General features: G+C 43.1%; 19 protein-coding genes. 4 read left to right on the forward strand and 15 right to left on the reverse strand.

Annotation, left to right across the window (positions count from 1 at the left end; genetic code table 11):
* Positions 1 to 87 precede the first annotated feature (87 nt).
* Both AC51G0_RS20435 and AC51G0_RS20440 read right to left on the reverse strand, forming a co-directional pair.
* Complete coding sequence (locus AC51G0_RS20435; protein WP_496303492.1) at positions 88 to 1320, reverse strand: carbohydrate porin; 1233 nt, start codon at positions 1318 to 1320, stop codon at positions 88 to 90.
* A 630-nt stretch (positions 1321 to 1950) separates the two neighbouring features.
* Complete coding sequence (locus tag AC51G0_RS20440) at positions 1951 to 3504, reverse strand: family 16 glycosylhydrolase (protein WP_496303493.1); 1554 nt, start codon at positions 3502 to 3504, stop codon at positions 1951 to 1953.
* A gap of 593 nt (positions 3505 to 4097) precedes the next feature.
* Between AC51G0_RS20440 and AC51G0_RS20445 the strand changes: the two genes are divergently transcribed.
* A complete protein-coding gene (locus AC51G0_RS20445; RefSeq protein WP_496303494.1) occupies positions 4098 to 5096 on the forward strand; it encodes a LacI family DNA-binding transcriptional regulator in 999 nt (332 codons plus the stop codon).
* An 80-nt stretch (positions 5097 to 5176) separates the two neighbouring features.
* Here AC51G0_RS20445 and AC51G0_RS20450 read toward each other — a convergent pair whose 3' ends face one another.
* The 11 genes from AC51G0_RS20450 to AC51G0_RS20500 all read right to left on the reverse strand — a co-directional run bounded on the left by AC51G0_RS20450 (position 5177) and on the right by AC51G0_RS20500 (position 19265).
* Positions 5177 to 5389, reverse strand: coding sequence for a hypothetical protein (locus AC51G0_RS20450; RefSeq protein WP_496303495.1), 213 nt, complete (start codon positions 5387 to 5389; stop codon positions 5177 to 5179).
* A 38-nt stretch (positions 5390 to 5427) separates the two neighbouring features.
* Entirely contained in the window at positions 5428 to 7974 is a 2547-nt protein-coding gene (locus tag AC51G0_RS20455) for a glycoside hydrolase family 3 protein (protein WP_496303496.1), read from the reverse strand.
* 54 nt (positions 7975 to 8028) lie between these two features.
* On the reverse strand, positions 8029 to 8454 hold the full coding sequence (locus tag AC51G0_RS20460; protein ID WP_496303497.1) for a hypothetical protein: 426 nt from the start codon (positions 8452 to 8454) through the stop codon (positions 8029 to 8031).
* A 17-nt stretch (positions 8455 to 8471) separates the two neighbouring features.
* Complete coding sequence (locus AC51G0_RS20465; RefSeq protein ID WP_496303498.1) at positions 8472 to 11921, reverse strand: 1,3-beta-D-glucan phosphorylase, GH149 family; 3450 nt, start codon at positions 11919 to 11921, stop codon at positions 8472 to 8474.
* A gap of 61 nt (positions 11922 to 11982) precedes the next feature.
* Positions 11983 to 12966: an ABC transporter ATP-binding protein gene (locus AC51G0_RS20470; RefSeq protein ID WP_496303499.1), complete on the reverse strand. Its 984-nt coding sequence runs from the start codon at positions 12964 to 12966 to the stop codon at positions 11983 to 11985.
* A 10-nt stretch (positions 12967 to 12976) separates the two neighbouring features.
* Complete coding sequence (locus AC51G0_RS20475) at positions 12977 to 13936, reverse strand: ABC transporter ATP-binding protein (protein ID WP_496303500.1); 960 nt, start codon at positions 13934 to 13936, stop codon at positions 12977 to 12979.
* Entirely contained in the window at positions 13933 to 14877 is a 945-nt protein-coding gene (locus AC51G0_RS20480) for an ABC transporter permease (protein WP_496304161.1), read from the reverse strand. Before AC51G0_RS20480 ends, AC51G0_RS20475 begins: the two co-directional genes overlap by 4 nt.
* 45 nt (positions 14878 to 14922) lie before the next feature.
* Complete coding sequence (locus AC51G0_RS20485; RefSeq protein ID WP_496303501.1) at positions 14923 to 15897, reverse strand: ABC transporter permease; 975 nt, start codon at positions 15895 to 15897, stop codon at positions 14923 to 14925.
* A 54-nt stretch (positions 15898 to 15951) separates the two neighbouring features.
* Positions 15952 to 17589, reverse strand: coding sequence for an ABC transporter substrate-binding protein (locus AC51G0_RS20490; RefSeq protein ID WP_496303502.1), 1638 nt, complete (start codon positions 17587 to 17589; stop codon positions 15952 to 15954).
* A gap of 375 nt (positions 17590 to 17964) precedes the next feature.
* Positions 17965 to 18585, reverse strand: coding sequence for a LysE family translocator (locus AC51G0_RS20495; RefSeq protein ID WP_496303503.1), 621 nt, complete (start codon positions 18583 to 18585; stop codon positions 17965 to 17967).
* 98 nt (positions 18586 to 18683) lie between these two features.
* Complete coding sequence (locus AC51G0_RS20500; protein WP_496303504.1) at positions 18684 to 19265, reverse strand: TetR/AcrR family transcriptional regulator; 582 nt, start codon at positions 19263 to 19265, stop codon at positions 18684 to 18686.
* A 130-nt stretch (positions 19266 to 19395) separates the two neighbouring features.
* Between AC51G0_RS20500 and AC51G0_RS20505 the strand changes: the two genes are divergently transcribed.
* Together AC51G0_RS20505 and AC51G0_RS20510 are read left to right on the forward strand one after the other, a co-directional pair.
* Positions 19396 to 20439, forward strand: coding sequence for an alkene reductase (locus AC51G0_RS20505; protein WP_496303505.1), 1044 nt, complete (start codon positions 19396 to 19398; stop codon positions 20437 to 20439).
* Positions 20440 to 20555: 116 nt separating this feature from the next.
* On the forward strand, positions 20556 to 20873 hold the full coding sequence (locus AC51G0_RS20510; protein ID WP_496303506.1) for a DUF1330 domain-containing protein: 318 nt from the start codon (positions 20556 to 20558) through the stop codon (positions 20871 to 20873).
* A gap of 39 nt (positions 20874 to 20912) precedes the next feature.
* Here AC51G0_RS20510 and AC51G0_RS20515 read toward each other — a convergent pair whose 3' ends face one another.
* Positions 20913 to 21488, reverse strand: a complete 576-nt coding sequence (locus AC51G0_RS20515) for a TetR/AcrR family transcriptional regulator (RefSeq protein ID WP_496303507.1) — start codon at positions 21486 to 21488, stop codon at positions 20913 to 20915.
* A gap of 95 nt (positions 21489 to 21583) precedes the next feature.
* Here AC51G0_RS20515 and AC51G0_RS20520 point away from each other — a divergent pair, with 95 nt between their 5' ends.
* The gene (locus tag AC51G0_RS20520) at positions 21584 to 22039 is read left to right on the forward strand and encodes an HPP family protein (RefSeq protein ID WP_496303508.1); all 456 of its coding nucleotides are present in this window, start codon (positions 21584 to 21586) and stop codon (positions 22037 to 22039) included.
* A gap of 209 nt (positions 22040 to 22248) precedes the next feature.
* Here AC51G0_RS20520 and AC51G0_RS20525 read toward each other — a convergent pair whose 3' ends face one another.
* Positions 22249 to 23652, reverse strand: a complete 1404-nt coding sequence (locus AC51G0_RS20525) for an amidase (RefSeq protein WP_496303509.1) — start codon at positions 23650 to 23652, stop codon at positions 22249 to 22251.
* Positions 23653 to 23682: the final 30 nt, after the last annotated feature.

Genomic DNA, 23682 nt, shown 5'->3' on the forward strand with positions numbered 1-23682 from the left:
AAGCACATGATGCTTACTAGTTAACTACCGCCATAGTATTGGCCGTAAAATGGATATCACGAGAAATCTCACTTAAGAAGTGTTTACTTACCACCAAGCTTCCCACATTGCGCCAACTGCAAATGTGTCGCGGGTAGTATCGCCAGTGTTCGCGGAACCATCACCTGCAACTTTGTTGTCTGCATCACCTACTGTCGCGTAGAAGCGCAGCATTGGGCGATCCCAAGAATTTTTACCAATAGCAACATTCTGTGACAGGGTAACCTTCCATGCTGCATTTTCATCAGCATTGTCATAATCAACCAGTGAGTAACCCGCTTCTAGCCATGTCGAATGGATATCGTCCCAAGAATGCATTGGGCGAACAATTGCACTGTAGTTAGTACGATCATCAGCGGCATCATCAGCACCGTCATTATTGTGGTAAGCAAGCTGGTAATCTAGCGTAGTGCTATCACCCAAAGACATACCGCCCTGGAAACTAGCATATATCGTATTTAAATCTTCAGTCTTGTTGAATGCCGAATTATCTGTGTTATCCGTGTAACGAAGGCTCAGCTTATTACCATTAAAGTTGAAGATTGTACCGACCTGATACGCCTTGATGTCGGCCTCAGCTGAATCATCAGAAGACATGCCATAGTTGGCAAAGATGCTCAGATCAACGTTATCAGCTAGCTTGATATCATGCAGTTTTGTGGTAAGCGCATAATCGCCGTTATCACCGGTACCGCTCCAACTACTACCATCAGTTTGTGCCACAAAGGCAACGTTTAGTTTTACGTTGCCCAGTTCAAGGTTTTTAATACCAGCACCCTGACCATCATGAGTCATGAAGAAATAGTCATTCAAGCCTTCCTGCGGACGCTGGTGGAAATCACGGCCCGCCCAAACATAGGCATTTGGCTGTGAAGCAAATACGTTAGATGCGCCTGCATAGAATTTTTTCAGGAATACGTCACCATTACCTACATCATCAGTGAACGTATCACCATTAGAGTCTTCTTTTTCTAGTGAACCAGGCATTTTCCACCAGTTCTCAAGCATCAGTACAACATCCCATTGTGTACCATTAGCGCCTTCAAAACCTTTAGAAAATTGGAATTCACCACCATTGGTTTCATTACCTAAACGACCTGCTGCGTTGCCAGCAAGTTGACCATCAGCCGTCACATAATCGTTTCCATTATCTGCGTAATGCATACCATAACGAGCGTAACCAGTGAATGCAAAGTCATCTGTTTCAGCATTAGCAAAATGGGATACAGACAAACTCGTGGTTGCTAACAGGCACGCAAGTGTAAGGTTTGATAATTTCATTCTAACTCCAAGAATTGTTATTAATATTTCCGTAAATACAACCAAGAAAGAAAGCGCTTTCTTGAAAAGGTAAAAAATAGTTATCTCAATATATAAGAAGATTATTTCTGATTGCCTTTGATAGCTAAGCCCCCCCCTAACTTATCAAGTAATCCGCTAATCACCTTTGAAATCGATTATAAGAGCAAAAATATACAGATAAAGTGATCACAATCACCAAAGGAAGCGCTTTCACAAGATCAAGCTCACACTACGAAAAAGAATATTAACTGTTCAATTAATAATGCATAGCTCAAACAAAAAATGAAAACTCATGTAACCGGCTGTTTTAAAAGACATTTACACCATGAGGCATATCAATCATTACGTTTAATATACAAAATGTTGAGTAATAAAACTCACAGATCACAGCTACAAAGCAAGCCAAGCTGAACTCTTCCTGTATAAAATGATAAGAAAGCGCTTTCTATGATTTGGTATTTAAGGAGATATGGCTATAGGAAACGGACACTTTTAGAATGAAGTGACATCGAAGTAAGTGGGAAAAATAGTAACGCCCTTCTGTTAGGAAAGCCGTTACTACTTCTGGGTAGGTAATGGGATAATAGCCAACTTAGCCCCTCAACCAAATTACTGAGCTTCGAAACGAATATTACGTACCTGGATATGCAGATCAGCATTATTGACAGGCTCGAAAACAATCGGGTTTGACACTGAATTTATCGTAAATCCATTCGTTCCTGCAGCAACAAAATCAGCGACCTGAAAGTGAAATGTTGTCCAGCTATCCCCTGAAGGCAAATCGGCACTATTTATATCAATAACAGCCAAAGCCGGATAACCACTATCAAGCTTCACCGATAAGGCACTGGCTCCACCGCTAACCACTTTGAGTTCAAAAGCGAGCTCTCCACCAACAAAGTTACTCATATCCAACGGATCGCCAGCCGCTTCTATATAGACATTACCATTGCCGGAAATTGAAATATCAATCGCCTCACCATCAATTTGAAGAGTATCGTTATCGCCATCATCCCAACCATTCAATATAAAACCTTCAAGAAGCCCGCTATCATCAAAAAGTGTCAAGATATCTTCGGTAAGTTCGAGGGACTCAGGAAATTTTGGTTCATCATTTCCGAGATCCTGTTCGGCAGCACCACTCACATGGCTATCACAGCCATCACCGGTATCAGGATCTACTGAGCACTGATAAACTCGAACATAGTCAACCAGCATTTCTGCCTGCTCAATGCTCTCGTCGATCCCGGTATCATTCACAACCGTCGGCCAGCTTCCTCCCATAGCCACATTAAGTATCAAATGGAAATCCTGGTTAAACGGCGCAGCACCCGGACCGCTAACCCAGTGTCCTTCTTCATCCTGGTAGTGGCTCCACCAGCCGTCCATTGTCTGAGTCGCATAGTGAGCATCATCGACGTACCAACGTATCTCGCCTTCTTCCCATTCAATAGCGTACTCATGAAAGCTGTCAGCCGGATTGATGGATTCATCGCCAAAATCATACTCTACGCCTGAGTAAACATTGTTTGGCCATGCTTTGCCGTAATGCAAGGTACCATGGATACGGTTTTCCACCTTCTCTACCGCTTCATCGTCATAGGTAGTATGTAAATTAACCGCTTCCATGATATCTATTTCACCAGATGCCGCCCAGCTACCGTAGACCCAATCCGTCGGTAGCATCCAGATAGCAGGCCAGGTACCCTGCCCTTGTGGTAACTTAGCGCGGATCTCAAACCGACCATATTTCCAGTCGCCTTTATTAAGGGTGCGCATACGTGCTGAAGAGTATGGTAAGGTGACATCGCTCTCACCGTAACCATCCATGTCCTGAGTCACATCCGGACCTGTCATGTCTCCTTTTATGACCCGAATAGTCAGTAGGCCATCGGCCACAAAAGAGTTTGCCTCATCGTCAACATAACACTGCTGCTCAGCATTGCCACCTCCCCAACAGTTAACTTCGTGCTCCCATTTATCAGAGTCTATCTGATCACCCTCGAACTCATCGCTCCAAACCAGCTCCCATCCTGAGTCACCTTCACCACTCAGGTTGCTGATTGTATTAGCAGTTGCACTCTCATCCGAGCCTGCCTGATTACACCCTGTCAAAGCCATCGATAATGTTCCCACAACAGAGGCAAGTATTGATAATTTCATTGTTACTCCATCTTGTCATTATACGCCCACAAAGAAAGCACTCCCTTTCAAATCCAAAAAAACTCAATACATATTTGATTAACTTTCAAATAGATAGTCACTGAAACACATATCAAACTCTCTTATATCGACCTTTCAACAGATTATAGAAACGAGTATTAGAATAAAATGTGAGCTGGAGCATTAAAGCAAGCGCTTTCATATGCATGGGTCACATTGAAGGAAATATCGGGTAAAGTTTAGTCACAAACGCATCTAATCCCTTGATTAAAAATCTTCAGATGACTTTGTTACTATCAAACTGTAAATACAGAAAATAATTACTGACTAATGATAAAGTCGAATCATTCATCAGACATTATTTTTTGATGTAAAATCTTGATTTAAAGTCACTTTGCAGCACTATCCAAAGCCCCAACCCAGAGAAAGCGCTTGCCTAAAAGTGTTATATAGTTCAAAATTACTAAGTAAAAACCTATGCTCTCTATTCAGCCAGAGGTAAAATACCGAGTCAAAGTATGATCGTTCAGTATTACTTATTTCAAAAGTAGCAATCCGAATAGCATTCATCCATTCATTGTAAGGAAGTCCCGTTGATCACCATTAAAGAAGTATCTGAACTTGCTCAAGTTTCTCAGTCAACAGTTTCCAGAGCCTTAAATGGACACCCAACAGTAAAAGAAGCCAACAGAGCTAAGGTTTTTGCTGCGATTGAAGAGCTTGGCTATAAGCCCAATGCTTTTGCACAAGCCTTGGCATCCAGCCGTTCAAATAGTATAGGCATGCTTGTTGGCTCTCTTGAAGGCCCTTTCTATGGCCCATTGATGCACACGGCTGAAGATACTGTCCGCCAGAAAAACCTACATTTAATTGTCACTAGCGGCCAGGAGTCAAAAACCAAAGAAGTGGATTCCATTCGATTCCTTCAGTCCAAGCAAGTTGACGGTCTTATTATCCATTCAGATAAACTAACTGATGATGAACTGATCAACGTTGCCAAAGATACGACTTCAACCATTATTCTGAACCGCTATATCCCTGAGCTGTCTGACAAATGCATCTGCATAGATAATGAGCTGGGCGGCTACCTCGCGACTAAGTATCTTATCGAATGCGGGCATACTAAAATTGCTTGTATTACCGGGCAGCTAAGCAAAATTGACAGCCGTGATCGCTTACAAGGGTATAGAAATGCTCTCACAGAGTTTGGCATAAGTTATGATGCCAACTTAATTGTCGAAGGTCGTTTTGATCATGAGGGTAACCACGAAGCAGTTAGGCGGCTACTTGATCGTGACAGTGACATTACTGCGATCTTCTGTCAGAACGATAATATTGCCTTAGCGACCTATGACGTTTGTAGTGAAAGGAATATCTCAGTCGGTAATGATATTTCAATTGTTGGTTTCGATAATGATACCTACAGCCAACACATCCGCCCGAGACTTACCACCATTAACTTCCCAGTAAGAGAAATGGGGATAGAAGCAGCAAAAGGCGTATTGGCTCTGCTTAATAATAGTGAATATCAATTAAAGAACAAACTGACACCAGAACTGGTTATTCGAGACTCTGTAAAAAAGATAAATTGAGTTACTGATACAATGATGGGGAGTTACCTCCCCATCAACTTAACTTATCATTTACAACGCCCAACTCATCGCTTCAACAGCTACTTCTGAAACGTCAAAAGAACCGTATCCTTTTCTGATCTAATAACCTCATCTTGAAAAATTAAGCCCATCACTTTTCCAAGATTCAGATCATATGTGAGTGAATCAGATTTAAACTGACAATAAATATAATATTCTTGCTCAAGTTTATTATCCAAAAAAGCTTTTAGAGCTTCTGGAGTTGAAGCTGTTAATGTTTTAATGTCACTCACGATTACACTTCCACAAGTAAAAATACCAGACACTTTCTCTACGATGCCACCAAGGCAATACGGCCGATATCAAGCTCACATTCCCCTTCGCAATAAAGAACAAACGGACGGCGGATATTGGCTCCATCGCTACAGCTTTTCAGTACATCTTTACCGTATAGTTTTACCGTTTTCCATTGCCCTAATGGAGAAAATAGCCAGTCATCGATACCACATTGATTCGAGCCCTCAACAGCAAAGGATAATGATGCCTGAGAATGATAGTGCCGGACACACACATCAAGCTCTAAATAGTCATTCTCAGACATGCAAAGCACCTCATCCTCATCGACTTCAATCGCAATAGTCAATGAGCTCCCCTGCTCTACCATCACGCGCCGTGCATCTTGCTGATGCTTATAGTTGACCGGTGTTACTGTCGCACCATCAAGCGTCATTCTGGAATTCGATGATATTTCTTCCTCTTCGCCCTTTGCCGGACTATATGCCAACAAACGGCATTGTGTATCAGCATCGACACCAAACAAAGAAGTCACCGAGTTGTCTTTCTTAAATAATGACTCTGATGAATCTAATGGCAGACTGTTGTTGGTCAAATTAGAATCTACACCATCTGACTGGTCGCAATAAGACAAGCCATAGCCATACTCAAATAGAGGTTTATGTTCTCCAGTAATTGCCTGCTCACAAGAAGGGTGGAGCAAACCAGGCCTACTGAGATTGATGGCTTTAGAGTATTTCTTGTTTGGCCAGCTAAAGGTTAACTTGCCAGTAAAATCAAAATTCAACTCTCCCGACTCATCGGTCAAAAGCACATCAGTGATACCGACCGCTTCAGATCCAGGCAGCCATGCTGCAACAAATGCATCAGAATGGTTCATTTCGTTATTGATATAGAGCGGACGACCTGAATAAAAAACAGTGACTACTTTATAGCCAAGCTGCTTTAAATGAACGACCGTATCATGATCTTTCTTGTAAGAGCGATTCAGTGATGAAAATTCCAGTGACTCCCAATATTTTAAATCACCACACATCTCAGCATAAGGCGACTCACCGATCACGACTATCGCAACATCGATATCTGGCTCTTTTTCTGATGACTCTTCATCGTAAAGACAAACGTTATCACCACCCACGGTGACCTCTAGTGCATCCTTAAACGTTGTTGCACCCGGAAAATCGGCTTTGGTGGTTTCGCTACCTTGCCAAGTCAGGCTCCATCCGCCTACTTGTTTCTGAATATCATCAGCGGCACTGCCTGCCAGCAAGACTTTCTGCTGTCGTGATATCGGGAGCAGCTCATCATTGTTTTTCAGCAATACCATCGACTTTCTTACGGCTTCGCGCGCGACCTCCCGATGGGTTGGCGAGCCGAGAACACTTTGGTTGCCAGCCAGAGAGCGAGCCGATGGACTTGGTTTTTTCCATAACCCTGCACGCTTTTTCACCCGCAAAATTCTACTAACCGCATCATCAATACGTACCTGAGAAACCTCTCCCAACCGCGCACCTTCAACCAGGTTATGATATACCGCTAACCAGTCATCTCTTTCCGGTACCATTACGATATCAATGCCAGCATTAACGGCATAATTGGCATTATTATTGGTGCAACCTGAAACTTCAGCGTGTCCGCTCCAGTCAGAGACAACCAGCCCATCAAAGCCCATTTTATCTTTAAGCACATCAGTCAATAGATACCGGCTGCCATGAATTTTATAATTATATTCACCGCTATCGGCACATTTCCCTTGGCCATGATCATAATTGGCGCTGTTTTCCCAACTATTGAATGAAGCCATCACAGTTTGGGCTCCCGCCTCAAGCGCACTGAAATAACCCGGCCCATGGATATTTATCAAATCAATTTCAGAGTAATGGTTTACTCCACGATCAACGCCTTCCTCTGTACCACCATCTCCGATCCAGTGCTTAACTGTTGCCAGAACCTTATGATCCCCTTTTAACTCACTGGCTGTACCCTGCAAGCCTTCGACCATTTTCCCGGCATATTGCCACACCACCTCAGGATCTTCAGAGTACCCTTCATAAACACGCCCCCAATTATAATGACGCGGCGTTGTAACAGTGGGGGCAAATGTCCAGTCCAACCCTGTAGCAGCAATTTCTGTGGCAGTGATATGGCCAATTTTTCTGATAAGCTCTGGATCATGTGCTGCACCCAAACCAATATTGTGAGGGAACACCGTTGCCATAAACACATTATTATGGCCGTGTACGGCATCTGTGGCCCACATAAAAGGAATTCTGAACGGACGATCACTGAAGGTATCTTCACAAGCTAGCCAGAAACTGTCGGCTAAAGCAGACCAATTTGCGCTACTCGCATATCGGTTTTCCTTGGGCCATGCTCCACCACCATTTAGAATTGAACCCAGTTTATATTGCTTAATGTCATCGGTCGTAACGGCCCTAAGATCTGGTTGAATCATTTGGCCGACTTTTTCTTCAAGAGTCATTTGCTGCAAAATTTCATCAATTTCACGTTCTTGTTGTGACTCGAGAGGAATCATCGAAGACACCAAAGGCCAATCTTCATAGAATGGTAATTTGCTACGCATATAAAGCTCCTAAAAAAAGGCAGTTAAACTGCCTTTATTTAACCCTGAAGATAATTACGTCCATAAGCCTGACGTTAGTTGCGCCAGCCTGTCACGAATCGTGTCATCAATGATGATCTTGGGTGAGTTGCAATCACTTGTATCGCTATTTTCAACGATAAGAACCTTGCCATCTTCACTGAGCGTATGGGTATGATATACCCCGCGCTTAATGTTGTAGGCTTTGTTCGGTTCCATATCCCAAGTAGCAATATGAGTAATATTATTATCGTCATCTAGCTCAGCACAGAACAAAATGCACTTTCCTGACAATAAGACGAAGACCTCATCAGTTTCGTTATGACACTGAAAATTATTAATTTTATCAGTATCTAACTCATCAATATAATTCAGTATCGCCACCCGCCATGATTGAAAATCAATCAATGGCGAGTAACCCACCTCATCATATTCAGACATCTCTAAAAGATGACTATTCATGTTCACTCCTGCAGCGGTTAAGCCATTAGCATTGTTGATGGAATAGAAACGCTAATTTCTTTTACTTCACCGCTACGAGCAAACAGATGACGACTAAGCTCAGAATCAAGCGCCATCGTTGGTAATTGAATAGTTTCATTGCTGCGGAGTGTTACTACAAGCTGTCCTTCACCTTCCTGTACAGCTCGATAAACAACGGGTACCTGGCAATAAGTAAACGCCAGCGCGTTTTTAGGCAGAACAATTGTCTGGTTCTCACTATCAATATTAATGAAGTCAAAACGATCACTAACAGACAAAAACTCTGTTTTCCTCAATAATGAAGGTTTGAAGTGAATGATACCGTTTTCAATACATACCCCTAATTCACCGAAGCGAGTCAGGATCTCTTCCTTCACCTGCCCCGTCATACCCGGCTGCTGTGCTCCAGCATGTTTAGGTGTATGCGAGTATGGGTCGGTTGGGAAAGCTCCATAATTTTCCGGTGTTTTATTAAACCCAATACCTGAACGTACTTTATAATAGTATTCAGCAAGCTTTTGAGTTGTTGTTGAATTTGGCGATGCTTCCCAGGCCGCAAAGTAGTTTTCCTGAACAGCAAGTAACAGCTTAGATACCATATGCCAATAAATGCAACCAAGTCCTTCATAGCCAAACATGGTACCCGAACGTCCAGTGAATGCCTGATGATTGAACACCTCTTCATAGCAATCCACTACATCCGAAATCGCGTCTTGCTCAATGCCCTTGTAATCCCGCTCAACCTCACTCAGTACTGTCAATAAGAAGCCTACATTTTCAAAGCTTGCATTGAAGTGATAGGAACCATCAGCATCAGGTTCAACCAATCGATGATCGCCATTGTGGACCATTTTACGGAGCAAGGCATTACCGAATACGCGTGTTTCATTAATGGTATTTTTGTCAATGAAGCAGGTTAAATCACGGTCAGGATAGAGCATGAAACTTTGCTGATCTTCACGGAACATCTCACTGGAATACAGGTTATCCAGCAAATCTACCGCCTGCTCTGACGACAGCACTCCCGAACTCAATACCGCAACCTGTCCTTCAAGCATCGGATATAACTCATCAACACTAGCATTCTCAGCGGAGTAGCTGATGATGTTATACGCATTATACAAACCGTCCTGTCGTCGGTTGGCATCGATACCCTCATCAATAACGGCCAAGCTGACATCCAGCAGCTGATTGATAAACTGGCAGTCAATTTTTGTTTTCCCAGAAAAACCGTCATTCTCATAGACAGTAGTCCGATAGTCACTCGCAGCACTGGCAAGCCTGCTCAACAAGGCTTTTCGGGTCTGTCGGGTAATACTTTTCTGTCTCAGTTCGGTTTTCGCATCATTTAAGATTCGTGTTGTGGCAAGAATCCAGTCAACTAGCTCCGATGAAATATCGATACCCATGGTATTGTCTTTCAGCAACTCTTGCATGAAGGCAACATAGCGGCGCATATAATATAGCGTCACCATTGACAGACCATTCCCGACGATGGCATTGTTGGCGTCGTTCCATTCAGGGCGTTGTGTATTCAGCCAAATACCGCCATCAACAACGAGATTACCCAGCTTGGCCAATAAAGGCACCATAAGCTTTTCTGTCAAGTTAACCAGGTAAACATCGTTGTTTTTGTTCAGCAGCAATCGACCATCACTACCTAACTCAACAACCATATCACCAATAAAGTCTTGCTTATTCTGGTTGAATTCAACGGTATTCTTAGGATCATCAAACAGTTCATCAACAGCCTTAATCTCATAAGGCACATTCGAATAACTGAAAATATCACTGTTCAATAGTGTATTTAGTTCCTGTGGCTGGTACTTCTTTGACAGTTCTAAAAACTTCAGCAAATAAATAATCTGATGGTCACCCCAGTAACCAATATTACTCCATGCGTCTTCCGGATCTAGAATTTCCCAGTCAACACCTTCTTTGGTAATTCGGTATGGGTTATAACCATCAATGGTTGATGCATTAACAAACTTGGCGATAAACGACTTGATAAAATTAGGATAACTAACAGCAAGCGCTTCCCAATTCTGGAAAATATCTCGCCAGTTCCCTTGGTATGAAAGTAAACGATCACCATTGATATCCTTCACTTTGATTTCGAAATGATTCCAAGGGCGACTCGGATCACCATGACGACGACCAAACGTTAAAGGCAGATACTCATAGCAAAGGCGTAAAAGCTGGTTGTTATTTTGTTCTGTTGCTAAAGCAATCAGCTCTTCGTAACCGATACGCTCGGGTAAGTTTGCCAAGAATACGGCATGACCAGACGCAACAGCCTTGTTTGAATTATTCAGCGTTTGAACGAAGTCTTTCTTGTCGACCCAATATTGATCAACCACCACACCGCCGCGCATGTTATTAAACAATACATTGGCATAGTGATGAACCGTTGTCTCTTCTTCAGCGGTTTTCTGCCAAGCATCGCTGCCTGCCATCAACATCAAGAGTTCCTTGTGGTTTTCTTTAATTGAGCGGCTAATATCTGTCTCAACTGCTTTAATCGATAACAAAGTCTGTTTTAAAGCCACAATATCGGCATGGGTCTGATTGATATCAGCAACGATCTGCCAGGTATTTTCTTCTTTAGGACCAAGTTCGCACTGCTTGTAAATAAAATACGCACCGCGCAGGCCGCGTCTTAACTTCTCGGTCTCAACTTCTCCACCAAGACGGAAAGTACCAAGTTGCTCGCTAGAGAGTAATATCGCCTCATAGTCATCAGAAATACTGAATACTGTCGTTGCCCGTAGAGATTCAGCTGGCTCAGCACGATCACTTAACTTGGCATACATGCTGTATGTGGCCAGAGCCGACACAGGTAGCAACTCATTCCATTTGTAGGCGTCGACTAACGCACTGCGATCCTGCATAGCCGATAATGGAGCACCTGGAGGTAGAATATTTTGAATGCCGTCGATTAGCTCTAGCTTAACAGGCTGCGATGAGTGATTATTCAGTGTTGAGGTTCTGACAAAACCATATTTATCACTGGTGCACCACTGGTACTTGAAAGTCAACGATAAATCATCGTTCACTTCTTCAAAAATAATTTTATCACCCGCTGCATTTTTATAAAGATTACGCTGGATCTGATAAAGGCCATCATGGTGAGCATTGAACGGTTCCCATAACTTAATGCCATCTTCAGCGATCACCCTAACAAGAGTTTTACTACCTGTATTTTCTGCACTCTCATGAATATAGTCTACCGACTTATAAGGGAATAACGCATTTTCAGGTTTCACCCTACCTGCAGATAAACTGCCAGTTGATGAGATATACAGCCAGTGATCACTTGCCGAAACAACACTGATAAAAAAAGGAGCCATGCGATCAACATTTTCAATCGCATAGTATTTCTCACCATCCAGTGTAAGGAACTTACCTGTAATGTCGCTCGACTGTGTATTAATTTTTGTTGCCATTATAATTTACCAAAACTAATGAAAGCGCTTTCTTGCTTACATAAAAAAAATTGTAATCAAATCAGATATGATGACACCTGATAAAATGATCCTCTGAAATCTGTGTAATAAAAGGCATAGACTTCGTGCATTGGTCTGTGGCCTTAGGGCAACGAGCCGCAAATGGGCAGCCAATGCTGTCTGGTTTCCATAACGGGATTTCACCTTTCTTTGCACTCAATTCACGTCGACCAGCTTTCCCTGGCTCAGGAACAGCAGAAAGCAACAACTGGGTATACGGGTGCTGTGGTGTTTGGGTAACTTTATCGCTGTTGCCCCACTCAACCATATGACCGACATACATTACTGCCGTTTTTTCAGCAAAATATCGTGCAGTGGCAATATCATGCGTGATGTACATAAAGGAAATACCATGCTTGTCTTTCAAGTCCGACATCAAGTTCAAAATACCTAGCCGAACCGACACATCGAGCATGGAAATAGGCTCATCGGCCAAAATCACTTCAGGAGAAACCGCAATGGCACGGGCAATTGCCACACGCTGGCGCTGGCCTCCACTAAGCTGGTGCGGGTATTTTTCTGCTGTTTCTACAGCTGGATTAAGACCCACCATTTCCAATAATTCATAGACCAGCCTTTGGACTGACTTTTTACCCACACGATTATGGATCAGCAAAGGTCTGGCTATATGATGATAAATGTTATGAACCGGATTTAACGAGCCAAACGGATCCTGAAAAATCATCTGAACCTGGCGTGCATACTCCAGGCTACCATGCTTTTCAGTATACTCGTGTAGAGGTTGTCCCTTGAATAAAATATCACCGTCAGTCTGATCATAGATACGGGTTAAGATACGCGCTCCGGTACTTTTCCCCGAGCCTGACTCACCAACAATTGCCAAGGCTTCGCCTTTACACAAGTCGAACGAAACATCATTTACAGCACGCATGTAATGATTTTTTCCACCTGACTTACCAATTGGAAAATCTTTGACCATATTTCGTACAGAGAGTACTACTTCTTTATTCTCTATAGTATCCATCACTTATTCCTTATAACCGGTGACATGCAGCTTGGTGATGATCATTAAGCTTGATCAGTTCAGGTTCGCGCATCTTACATTCTGCCATACATTGATTACAGCGATCTTGAAAGTTGCAACCATCAGGAATACGGAGTAAATCAACAGGATTACCCGGGATGCCATATAGTCTCTCTTTCGGACCGTGAATGGTCGGAAACGATGCGACCAACCCCTGCGTATAAGGATGTGATGGTTTGCCAAATACGGTTTCAGCGTCACCAATCTCGATCAGGTTACCGGCATACATCACACCGATACGGTCTGCAATTTCACCCATCAAGCTTAAGTCGTGACTGATAAACAGTATTGAAAAACCAAATTTGGTCTTTAAATCATATAATTCATTTAGGATCTCACGCTCAACCACCACATCGAGTGCGGTCGTTGGTTCATCCATAATGATCAGCTTAGGTTCAAGAGCCAGAGCTATCGCAATGACGACACGCTGCCTCATACCACCACTCAGTTGGTGAGGGAAACTCGCCATTCGGTCACCATGAATACCGACAATAGCCAGCAACTCAACGGCTTTCTGATGCGCCTCTTTATCGCTGATTTTCTTATGCGCGATGATTACATCGACCAACTGCTCACCAATGGTAATCACTGGGTTTAGAGAGTTCATTGCACTTTGAAACACAATAGAGACGTCGTTCCAGCGATAATCGCGTAATTCTTTATCGGACATTTTCAACACGTCACGATCTTTATAAAGAATTTCACCTTCAGAAATCAACGCTGGTGCTTTATGTAGCCGCGAAATCGCAAATGCCAATGTACTTTTACCGCAACCCGATTCACCGGCAATACCCAACGTTTCGCCAGGGGCAATGCTCAAACTGACATTATTGACCGCTCGTGCCACTCCGTTTGGAGAAACATAGTCGACACAAAGATTGTTAATCTCTAATAATACGTCTTTCATCATAAGCCCCGGCGTTTGTCTGCTTCTCTTTTCAATTTTTTCCACAATTTCATATGTGGTCCAGTTTTTAGTTTTGGATTACTCACCTGGTCGATTGACATGTTGATGAGTGCCAAAGAACCACCTGTAATCGCAAGTGCAGCCGCTGGAACAATCATTTCCCACCAAGCCCCGGTATACAGTGCCGATGATGTTTGTGCCCAGTACAACATAGAGCCCCAGCTAACTTCTGTAGCATCCCCCAGCCCAAGAATACCTAGGCCTGCTTCTGAGCCCATTGCATAAATTACCGTACCGAGGAAACCACCAAATACGATTGAGATTAGATTGGGCAGAATTTCAACAAGAATAATACGTAACTTAGATTCGCCCATGACTTCTGCAGAAATGATAAATTCTTTGTTTCGTATCGCCATGGTTTGCGAGCGTATTACCCGCGCCCCCCATGGCCATGATGTGACCCCGAGCAATATTGTTATGACCAGCGAGCCAACCTGTCCCAGAAATGCGGCCAGTACAATCAGCAAGGGGAGCTGAGGAAATACCAAGAACACATTGGTGACAAAATTAAGCCATTCATCTACTTTGCCGCCCATATAACCTGATGTCACACCAATTGCAACGGCCAATGTCATCGCAATAATGCCAGCAGAAAGCGCAACGGTAAGCGATTTACGAGCCCCGTATAACACTTGGCTATATACATCACGGCCACTTCGTGTTGTTCCCAGTATATGCTCAGCATTCGGCGCAACATGCGGTCTGGCAACACGTTTAGTTGGTTCATGCGTGGCTAACACTGGTGCCATTAGCGCACCAATCAAGACCATCGAGATAAGCAAACCACCAATAATGGCGGGCGGGTTACCATGAAAAAATGCGTGTAATGTTGAAAAAATTTCCTTTGATTTTTTCACAAACTTATTTGATTTTTGAGCAGACATATTATTACTGTCAATTGAATCGATTAATTTACTCATATTCAAACCTTATTTAGAAATCCGTGGATCAAGCCAGACATAAAGAAGATCTGCTATGAAGTTTGCGGTTAGTACAGCAGAGACAAGTATAAGAAGGATTGCCTGAATAAGTGGGTAGTCTCGAGCAACAATGCCTTTAAGGAGGATATTTCCCAGCCCCTGATAGTTAAACACGACTTCGGTCATGATTGAGCCTGCGAAAGAAAAACCGATTGCCATCGCAATAGCCGTTGCAACGGGTAAGATTGCATTACGCCCTGCATAACGTGACATTACACGATAACTGCTGAGGCCTTTAGCTTCAGCCATAGTAACGTAGTCTTCTCCAAGTACATTGATCATTGCATTACGCATGTTGAACACCCAGGTCGAGATGCCAACCACAATCATTGAACCCATTGGTAATACGGCATGTTTTAATACACTTCCGATAAATTCCAGGTTAAATCCCGGCTCTAGGGCTGGATCATAGGTATACGCTAGCGGCAATACTTCAAGCTTTAACCCAAAGAAGTAAAACAGTAACAACGCTGTGACGATATAGGGGAAGTTACTAATAAAAGCCAGCGTTGGTGGCACAACTTGACCAAACAACCCTTCGCGACGATACGAAGCATATGTCCCGATTGATACACCAATAATTAAGGCTACAATTAATGAGCCTAACGCCAGGAAAATGGTCCATGGCAGAGCTTGCCCAATCACATCCGTAACGCTTACAGGAAACATTAAGACTGATGGCCCGAGATCCAGCGTAAAGACACTTTTAATATATGCAATATACTGCTCAAATACAGAGCCATCCATAAAGCCATACATTTCTCTGACAGCATCCATCTGCGCGGGATCCATTCGGCCTTGCGCTGCGGCAAATAAGGCTTCTACCGGATCACCTGGCATTAACCTTGGCAGAAGAAAATTGAAGGATATTGCTATAAGAAAAGCAACAAAATAAAAACTGAGTCTGCGTATTAAAAAGCTCATAAAATATTCCGGTAATTAAAGAGCCAACAAGATGGCTCTTTAAATTATTACTAATTACTTAAGGTGAAGATTATTGAGAATTAGCACTCGCTTACCGCCGTCATACCAAACAGGTTGAACATACGGGTTATCTTTATTTGGCCAGCCTGTAATTTTCGAACTGTTATATTGGAACCAAGTTGGGTTGGAAAACAGCGGAATGAACGGCAAGTTCTCAGCAGTAAACACCTGAAGTTCATCAAGAATTCTCTTTTGCTCAACAGGATCTTTGGTCTTACCGAAACTATCAATCAAGTTATCGATATCTTTAGAGTGAACACCATGCCCAGCATGCCAAGTTTTACCAATACGGGATGTTGAGAAATACTCTTGATAAGCGAGAATTGGATTAGTCGCAACCATAGACCAGTTAATCGACATCTTATATTCGCTCTCTTTCAGAGACTTGTCATAAACAGACCAGTCGACTGTTTTGACATTCGCTTTAATACCAACTTCTTCATAGTATTCAGTTACCATCTGAACAACTTGAATCCAGTCTGTCCAGCCATTGACAACTTCAATGTCGAATTCAATGGTTTTACCATCAGAGGTATCTCTGAAGCCATCATCATTTAAATCTTTATAGCCTGCAGCATCAAGTAGTTGTTTTGCTTTTTCAGGGTTGTACTGAGTGATACCTTTATATTTATCAGTAACTTTCTTACTAATGCTTCTACTATAAAGCTCTCCGATGCCACCAACATTATAGTTTGCCGTAGGGTAACCGTATGCAGCAATATCAACAATCGCCTCACGGTCTAATGCCATTGAAAGTGCCTTACGTACCTGCAGGTCATCAAATGGCTTTTCTTTGGTATTCACATAAAGGTGAATCGCATCGTTGGCTGGGTACCAGTAATGATTGTTCTCAGGATCTGCAGCAACAAAAGTGTTATCAACATCGGCAATAAAGTTTGAACCCCAGTCGATTTCACCCTTCATCAAAGCTGGCTGAATCTGAGAGTTATCGTTGTATGAACGGTAAGTTAGACAATCAAGGTATGGGCGGTTCTCTAGGTAGTAATTCGGGTTGCGGCAAAGCTCCATTTGCTGTGGCTTCACATACTTAACCGTTGTCATTGGACCGCTACCAATAGGATTTGGGTTAGTAAAGGTTGTTAAGTCTTTAACCTTACTCCAAACTTTCTCTGGCACAATATGGTAGGCAGGTAGTGACCAGATAAATGTCGAATCAGCTTCAGTGAGTTCAAAGACAACAGTTGTCGCATCTTTTGCAGTAACACTTACCAGGTTACCACCACTCCAAATACCTTTTTGGTCAAACGCGGGTGCCTCTTTAGTCATAGTGAAACTAAAGGCAACATCTTTAGCTGTTAATGATGAACCATCTGACCACTTCAAGCCATCACGCAATGTGACAAAAATTTTCTTCAGATCATCAGAATATTCAACGGATTTTGCAAGACGATACTCAGTGCCACCTGTCATGTTATTGAAAACCATCAATGGTTCGAACATCACACCATGTAGTAAGTCCTTCGTAGTATACGGGTTGAAGTTATCAACAAAGCCTGTACCGATGATAGGCACAGTTAGTGTTCCCCCCTGTTTCACCTCTTCAGCCGAAACACCATTTGCAGATAACATCAAGCCACATACTAAGGCAGCTAAAACCTTTTTGTTATACATCACATAATCCTTCACATTTAGGAGTTATTGGTTAAGAAAGCGCTTACTTAACTCTGCGGCAGTATTTAATCTGGGTATTTTTCTTAAAACTGCTGGGACCAATCACCCAAGAAAGCGCTTTCTTGAGTGAATACTATGCCAGTAAAACATAACGAGCAATGACATTAATTTGAAAGCTATACCCTGATCACACTAACAATAATAGAAGACATTTATCCCGTGCTAGTCTATTTTCTCGACCAACAGACTAAAATGTTATTAATCAATAAGATATTTAGTACGTGGTATAACAGAACTATAATCAGATTTTATTCACAAATGATTGTCATTTTATAGTAAGAGCCTGAGATTTAGAGTTAATACCAGACTCACTGATTACCCCATAACCAACCAAACACTAACCCCCATCATCAGGCTTCCTGCAATCCGGTTCATAATCATGACGTTACCACGCTGTTGCAGCAAACCACGCAGGGTTCGCCCCCCTGCTGCATACAACAACATACAGATCAGCTCAAAACACAGAATCACACTAATCAAAATGGTTGCCTGCGGGCGCAGCGGTAAGCTCGCATCGATAAACGGCGGCAACAGCGAGATCATAAAGGCCCATGCTTTCGGGTTGGCAATCGCAGTAACAAAGCCCTGGACGGCCAGCGCTATCGGTTTAACGCTTACCTGGCTATCCAAATCAGCAGGGATCGCCATTTTCCCACGAGAGCGCCACATCTGAATACCCAAGTAAAGCAAATAGGCGCCACCTAGATATTTCAATGCCAGAAATAGATTGGGACGGGCCAGCAGAATAGTCGCAACACCAACCAATGCTGAAATAGACACTAGTGCTACACCGACGAGTTCACCGGCCATCATCCATAAACTGCGGCGTACGCCAATGGTCATACCTAAGGTCATCGCCAGTGTCATACAAAGTCCGGGGGTAGCAGACACAGCAAAGAAAGTAGGTATAAACATTAATAAAACTGAAGTTTCCATGAGGGTCTCGGCGTTAAACGGGAAAAGGATCTAGCAAGACGATTGTAAGTAACCAGCTACCAAAGGGGCTATTACTGAGTTGTTCCAGCCATCAAAGATCAAGCACAGATATCGTGATAGAGCTGATCGGCTAATTGTTGAAGCACTTCTTCTTGAGGGTGAGTATGTGCGAACGTTCTCAAACCATATATCCCCATCACAAAATAACGTGCCAAGTGAGCACTATCTCTCTGTGTTGTCAGCTCTCCTGTTGACTTAGCTAGCTCGAACTTATTGGCCAAAGCTTGCTGCCAATTAGCGAGCCCCTGAGAGATGATGTCTTGAGCTTCAGCATCTTGCTCGGCCACTTCATTAAGTGCTTTAGTCAGAAGACAAGATTGAGATGCATCACAACTCAAACACTGTTGGACAATACCATCCAGATAATTTTTTAGCTGAACCAATACCGGCTGTGTATCTGAAAAATATCCTTCAAACTCTGCGCTTCGATCTTGCTTGTATTGCTCTATCGCAGCCAGTAGCAAGCCACGTTTGTTATCAAAAGCACAATAGATTGAGCCGGGGTGCAGACCCGTCACCTTGGTCAAATCTTGCATACTGGTTTTAGCATAACCTTTATGCATAAAGGCGATCATGGCTGATCTCAGTACAGTTTCTCGGTCAAACTCTGCGTTTCTCATTAGCGGCTTTCATACTGTTCAATTCTATCTAACCTGAGTGTACTTAATTTTGAATATTTGTTCAAAATAATACTTGAATGTTCACTCAAGAAAAGGCATCTTGAATGAACATTCAAGAAAGGACATCGTTATGACTGATAACCTGTTTCAACCTTTTGCTCTTAATAGCTCGATTAGCCTTAATAATCGTATCTTGATGGCACCGCTGACCCGGTGCATGGCTGATGATGATCTTGTGCCAACACAGGCAATGGCTGAATATTATGGCCGTCGTGCTGAGGCAGGTTTGATCATTTCCGAAGCGGTTATTATCCGACCTGATGGCCAAGGCTATCCAAACACCCCTGGCCTATTTACCCCTGAACAAATTAACGGCTGGCGCGTTGTAACCGATACGGTTCATCGTAACGGCGGTAAGATCTTTGCGCAGCTGTGGCATACCGGGCGTGTTGCCCACCCTCACTTTTTTGGCGGTGGTGATGTACTGGCACCTTCTGCAATTGCTGTTGAGGGCACGGTTCCGAGAGTGCGCGAGCTAACCTATCAGGTACCGAAAGCTGTAACTCATGAGGATATTGCACAACTGGTAAAAGATTATGCCCAGGCTGCCAGTAATGCTATCGATGCCGGATTTGACGGAGTCGAGATCCATGGTGCCAATGGTTATCTCATCGATCAGTTCCTGCACCATGACAGTAACCGCCGTAGCGATGAATATGGCGGCAGTCCTGAGAACATGTCTCGATTTGCACTGGCTGTGGTTGATGCTGTCAGTGATCGTATCGGCAACGAGAGAACGGCTCTTCGAGTCAGCCCTGGTGCCTACTTTAATATGGCTGGCGATAGCCGTGACCGTGACGTGTTTGATTACCTTTTAACTGAGCTAGAAAAGCGAGACTTGGCATTCCTGCATATCGGTATTTTTGACGATAGTATAGAGTTTGACTACCTCGGTGGCCGAGCATCCAGTTATGTTCGCGCCAATTACAGCAAAACACTGGTTGGGGTTGGCAGTTACACACCAGAGGCTGCAAGCGCGGCTATTGCCGATGATAAGTTTGACTTAATTGCAATTGGTCGACCTTTCATCGCCAACCCAGATTATGTCTCCAGAGTACGTGAAGGTGCTGAATTAGTTGGCTATTCAGACGACATGCTGGCTAGTTTGGTCTAGTCGAATGAAAAATAAATGGAGTTAGTCTTAAGGCTAGCTCCTTTTTATTATCTACTGCTCTCAACGTTATACTGCAGTTGACGGGTGACAATAGCCCTATTGAGTAAGGAACCTCAATGTCTTATGAAATGTTAGTTGGCCTTAATGTTATTGATGACCACCGCTACCAAGAATACCGGACGGCAATGAAACCGATACTCTCACAGTTTGGCGGCAGCTTCGGCTACGACTTTAAGGTGTCAGAAGTATTATTACCTGAAGAAAGTAACGATATTAATCGTGTCTTTACAATCAACTTTCCCAGCAAAGCTGACATGGAAGCATTCTTTTCTAATCCAGACTACCTGGATGTAAAATCCCGATTTTTTGAAAGCGCTGTAAAAAGCACAACAATCATATCTGAGTATGAGAAAAGTGTGCAACATAGCGGCTAAACAATTATTTCAACTAGTTATTGTATGGGATTCGAGCTATTAACACTCTAGCTCGACCAACCTAGACACCGTTAGTATGCACTTTAACGCAGCATTTTTGTCACCGCCAACAAATGCAGAGACAATCGCCCCTTCTTTTAAAATACAAATAGCGTCGACTAACATAGCCTCTCGTTCCGGTTCCATTGAAAGCACGCTAACCTTCTCTCTAACCAGCTCTCTCAGCTTCTCTTTGTGATGCGAGCAATAAACCCTAATCGGCGAAGTGGGCTCACTGAATTCAGCAGCCGTGTTAATAAAAAAACAGCCTTTAAACTCATCAAGCTCTGGTACTCGATTATTAAACCAATCATCTAACCCATAGAACATGGCAAGGACAGACTCTCTCGCAGACACCTTGCTGTCTAAGAGTGATTTAACCCACTGATAGAATAGCTTATCTCGGTATTGTAACGTCGCCAACACGAGCTCTTCTTTACTGGCAAAATGGTTATAAAGCGTTTTTTTGGCCACGCCTGACTCTTTTAAGACTTCATTGATACCAACAGAGTTGACACCAGCGGAGTAAAAAAGGCGCAAAGCCGTTTTAACCAATAACAATTTCTTTTCATTCATAGAGCAACTCCTTACAAGAAAACATATTGACACGAGTAGACAAGGTTGTCTACCCTAACTGGTAGACAGACCTGTCTACCATAAGGGAAAGTAACATGAATAAAGCAATTTTCCCCATCGTTGCTGGTTTAGGGGCAACTCTTGCTATCGGTGTTTTGTCCTATCTTGATAGCATGACACATGCCGGGCTTTGGCTAATGGCGCCTTTTGGCGCAACTGCCGTGTTGGTATTTGGCCTGCCTGATAGCCCACTCGCTAAACCTAAAAATGTCATTATTGGCCATTTATTAACAGCACTTATTGGCGTTTTGTTTATTGAATATGTTGGCGTGTATCCTTGGTCACTGGCATTGGCAACCGGCTTAGCCATTACTACAATGCTTCTGACAAAAACGACACATCCACCAGCAGGTGCAAACCCAATGCTAGTTATGTTGACCGGGCAAAGTTGGCCGTTCTTAGTGACACCTGTACTAATCGGCGCCTGCTCAATCGCATGCTTAGGATTTATATTAAATAAATTAAGAACGTCGTATCTGAAAACAGCATAGGGCAGATCCGTTCAGCGGGTGCAGATCTTATCTGCACCCTGTTAACACCTAGTCATAGCTATAAGTAAAATAATAAGTACCGTAATTCAAAGTGTGATGCGTTTGACTCTTATTCTTATGAAAGAATGATATGTTTTAAATTCCCTATAATTGAACCAGCATGTATATATATACCTTGCTCAACTTCAGGATCACTATTTACTATTGATTTAACTCAATGAATCAGTTTGCTCTAGCAATACAGGACAAGTAGGCATATTAATATGTTTAGATAACTCCTCGGCTATTTGTAGCAGTTTAGCTTCTCCATTCATTTTCCCGACGAGTTGAATGCCAACAGGCAACCCATTTCTATCAAGGCCAATTGGCATTGTCACAACGGGATGGCCGATCAGACTAATCGGTGTTGTATATGCTGTCAGCGCATCAAGATAGTTCAGTTCTAATCCATTGACTATCAACGGTGCTTTATAGTCTCTGTTCGGGCCTTGTTCCGAACTTGGCAATATATGTTTAAATGCGAGGCAACACGTAACAGGCAATATCCAGGCATCAAACTGCTGAAAAAACGTTTGGCAATGGTGGATCAAATTTTCACGTTGTTTCAGCGCCCTAGAGTATTCGTTACGATTTCTGCGATAGCCATGAATTACATTATTTAGAAAATTAGGAGAACGTTTTCTGCTATCTTTTCCTGACAATATACTTAGCCATCGGATAAAAGGGTTCATTAAACCAGACGTTTCAAACCCCATGATGTGTCCATAGGCTTTCCAGCAATCTGTGAAACTAAAGTGTTCAGGTTTTGACTGGTAACACTGGTGCCCGGCCTCTTGCCATTGGCCTAAAGCTTGATCCATCAGCTTACTGATATCTGAATCTAGTGGTAGTTCATCCGCTTGTTGCCAATAAGCCAGTCTCAAGTGTTCATCGATCTCAGCCTTACTCTCATTTTTAAGCGCTTGCCAGATCAAAGCAAGATCCTGAGGCTCTCTACCTATGGGGCCGGGGCGAGCAAAATGTGGCAGAGAGAGTTCAGACTTCATCAGTATCCCTTGGCTGGTCAACGCTCCTTCACTGGGTACCAAGCTATACACACCGCAGAAACTGGCAGGGATCCGCAATGAACCCGCGAGATCAGTGCCTATATCAACAAAACTCATTCCAGAAGTAACAGCAGAGGCGCCGCCACCACTACTACCACCACAGGTATAGTCTTGATCCCACGGATTTTTGCAAAATCCTCGAATCTTATTATTCGTTTGAAAGTCCATCGCTAAAGGAGGAAGGCTTGTTTTCCCCAGTAAACTGGCCCCTTGCTGAAACAGCTTTTCTACAACTGGCGCGGTGACTTCACTTAATGTTGTTTGAGCGAGACCAAAGCTGCAGGGTAACTCTTTAATGTGGAACTGGTCTTTGAAACTGATCGGTAACCCTGCGAGAAGAGAAGAGCCTTGCTTTGCTGGTGTTTGATCCTGATATATAAAAGCACCCAGTTCAGGATCTAGCTGCGATATTCGGTTCAGCAAATGTTGCTTGAGGTGCTGAGGCGTCTCTTTTCCCTGCTGGATTCTCTCGCACGCTTGAACAGCTGATAATTGGTGAATTGCCATAGATAGTTTCCTTGTTTGTTATCTATAGCG

It is taken from the genome of Photobacterium sp. HL06 (assembly GCF_059552575.1).

Excerpts from the sequence above, each read along its gene's own strand:
- AC51G0_RS20435 (WP_496303492.1), bottom strand. The coding sequence starts at position 1,320 with ATGAAATTATCAAACCTTACACTTGCGTGCCTGTTAGCAACCACGAGT.
- AC51G0_RS20440 (WP_496303493.1), bottom strand. The coding sequence starts at position 3,504 with ATGAAATTATCAATACTTGCCTCTGTTGTGGGAACATTATCGATGGCT.
- AC51G0_RS20455 (WP_496303496.1), bottom strand. The coding sequence starts at position 7,974 with ATGCGTAGCAAATTACCATTCTATGAAGATTGGCCTTTGGTGTCTTCG.
- AC51G0_RS20460 (WP_496303497.1), bottom strand. The coding sequence starts at position 8,454 with ATGAATAGTCATCTTTTAGAGATGTCTGAATATGATGAGGTGGGTTAC.
- AC51G0_RS20465 (WP_496303498.1), bottom strand. The coding sequence starts at position 11,921 with ATGGCAACAAAAATTAATACACAGTCGAGCGACATTACAGGTAAGTTC.
- AC51G0_RS20470 (WP_496303499.1), bottom strand. The coding sequence starts at position 12,966 with ATGGATACTATAGAGAATAAAGAAGTAGTACTCTCTGTACGAAATATG.
- AC51G0_RS20475 (WP_496303500.1), bottom strand. The coding sequence starts at position 13,936 with ATGATGAAAGACGTATTATTAGAGATTAACAATCTTTGTGTCGACTAT.
- AC51G0_RS20480 (WP_496304161.1), bottom strand. The coding sequence starts at position 14,877 with ATGTCTGCTCAAAAATCAAATAAGTTTGTGAAAAAATCAAAGGAAATT.
- AC51G0_RS20485 (WP_496303501.1), bottom strand. The coding sequence starts at position 15,897 with ATGAGCTTTTTAATACGCAGACTCAGTTTTTATTTTGTTGCTTTTCTT.
- AC51G0_RS20490 (WP_496303502.1), bottom strand. The coding sequence starts at position 17,589 with ATGTATAACAAAAAGGTTTTAGCTGCCTTAGTATGTGGCTTGATGTTA.
- AC51G0_RS20495 (WP_496303503.1), bottom strand. The coding sequence starts at position 18,585 with ATGGAAACTTCAGTTTTATTAATGTTTATACCTACTTTCTTTGCTGTG.
- AC51G0_RS20500 (WP_496303504.1), bottom strand. The coding sequence starts at position 19,265 with ATGAGAAACGCAGAGTTTGACCGAGAAACTGTACTGAGATCAGCCATG.
- AC51G0_RS20505 (WP_496303505.1), top strand. The coding sequence starts at position 19,396 with ATGACTGATAACCTGTTTCAACCTTTTGCTCTTAATAGCTCGATTAGC.
- AC51G0_RS20510 (WP_496303506.1), top strand. The coding sequence starts at position 20,556 with ATGTCTTATGAAATGTTAGTTGGCCTTAATGTTATTGATGACCACCGC.
- AC51G0_RS20515 (WP_496303507.1), bottom strand. The coding sequence starts at position 21,488 with ATGAATGAAAAGAAATTGTTATTGGTTAAAACGGCTTTGCGCCTTTTT.
- AC51G0_RS20520 (WP_496303508.1), top strand. The coding sequence starts at position 21,584 with ATGAATAAAGCAATTTTCCCCATCGTTGCTGGTTTAGGGGCAACTCTT.
- AC51G0_RS20525 (WP_496303509.1), bottom strand. The coding sequence starts at position 23,652 with ATGGCAATTCACCAATTATCAGCTGTTCAAGCGTGCGAGAGAATCCAG.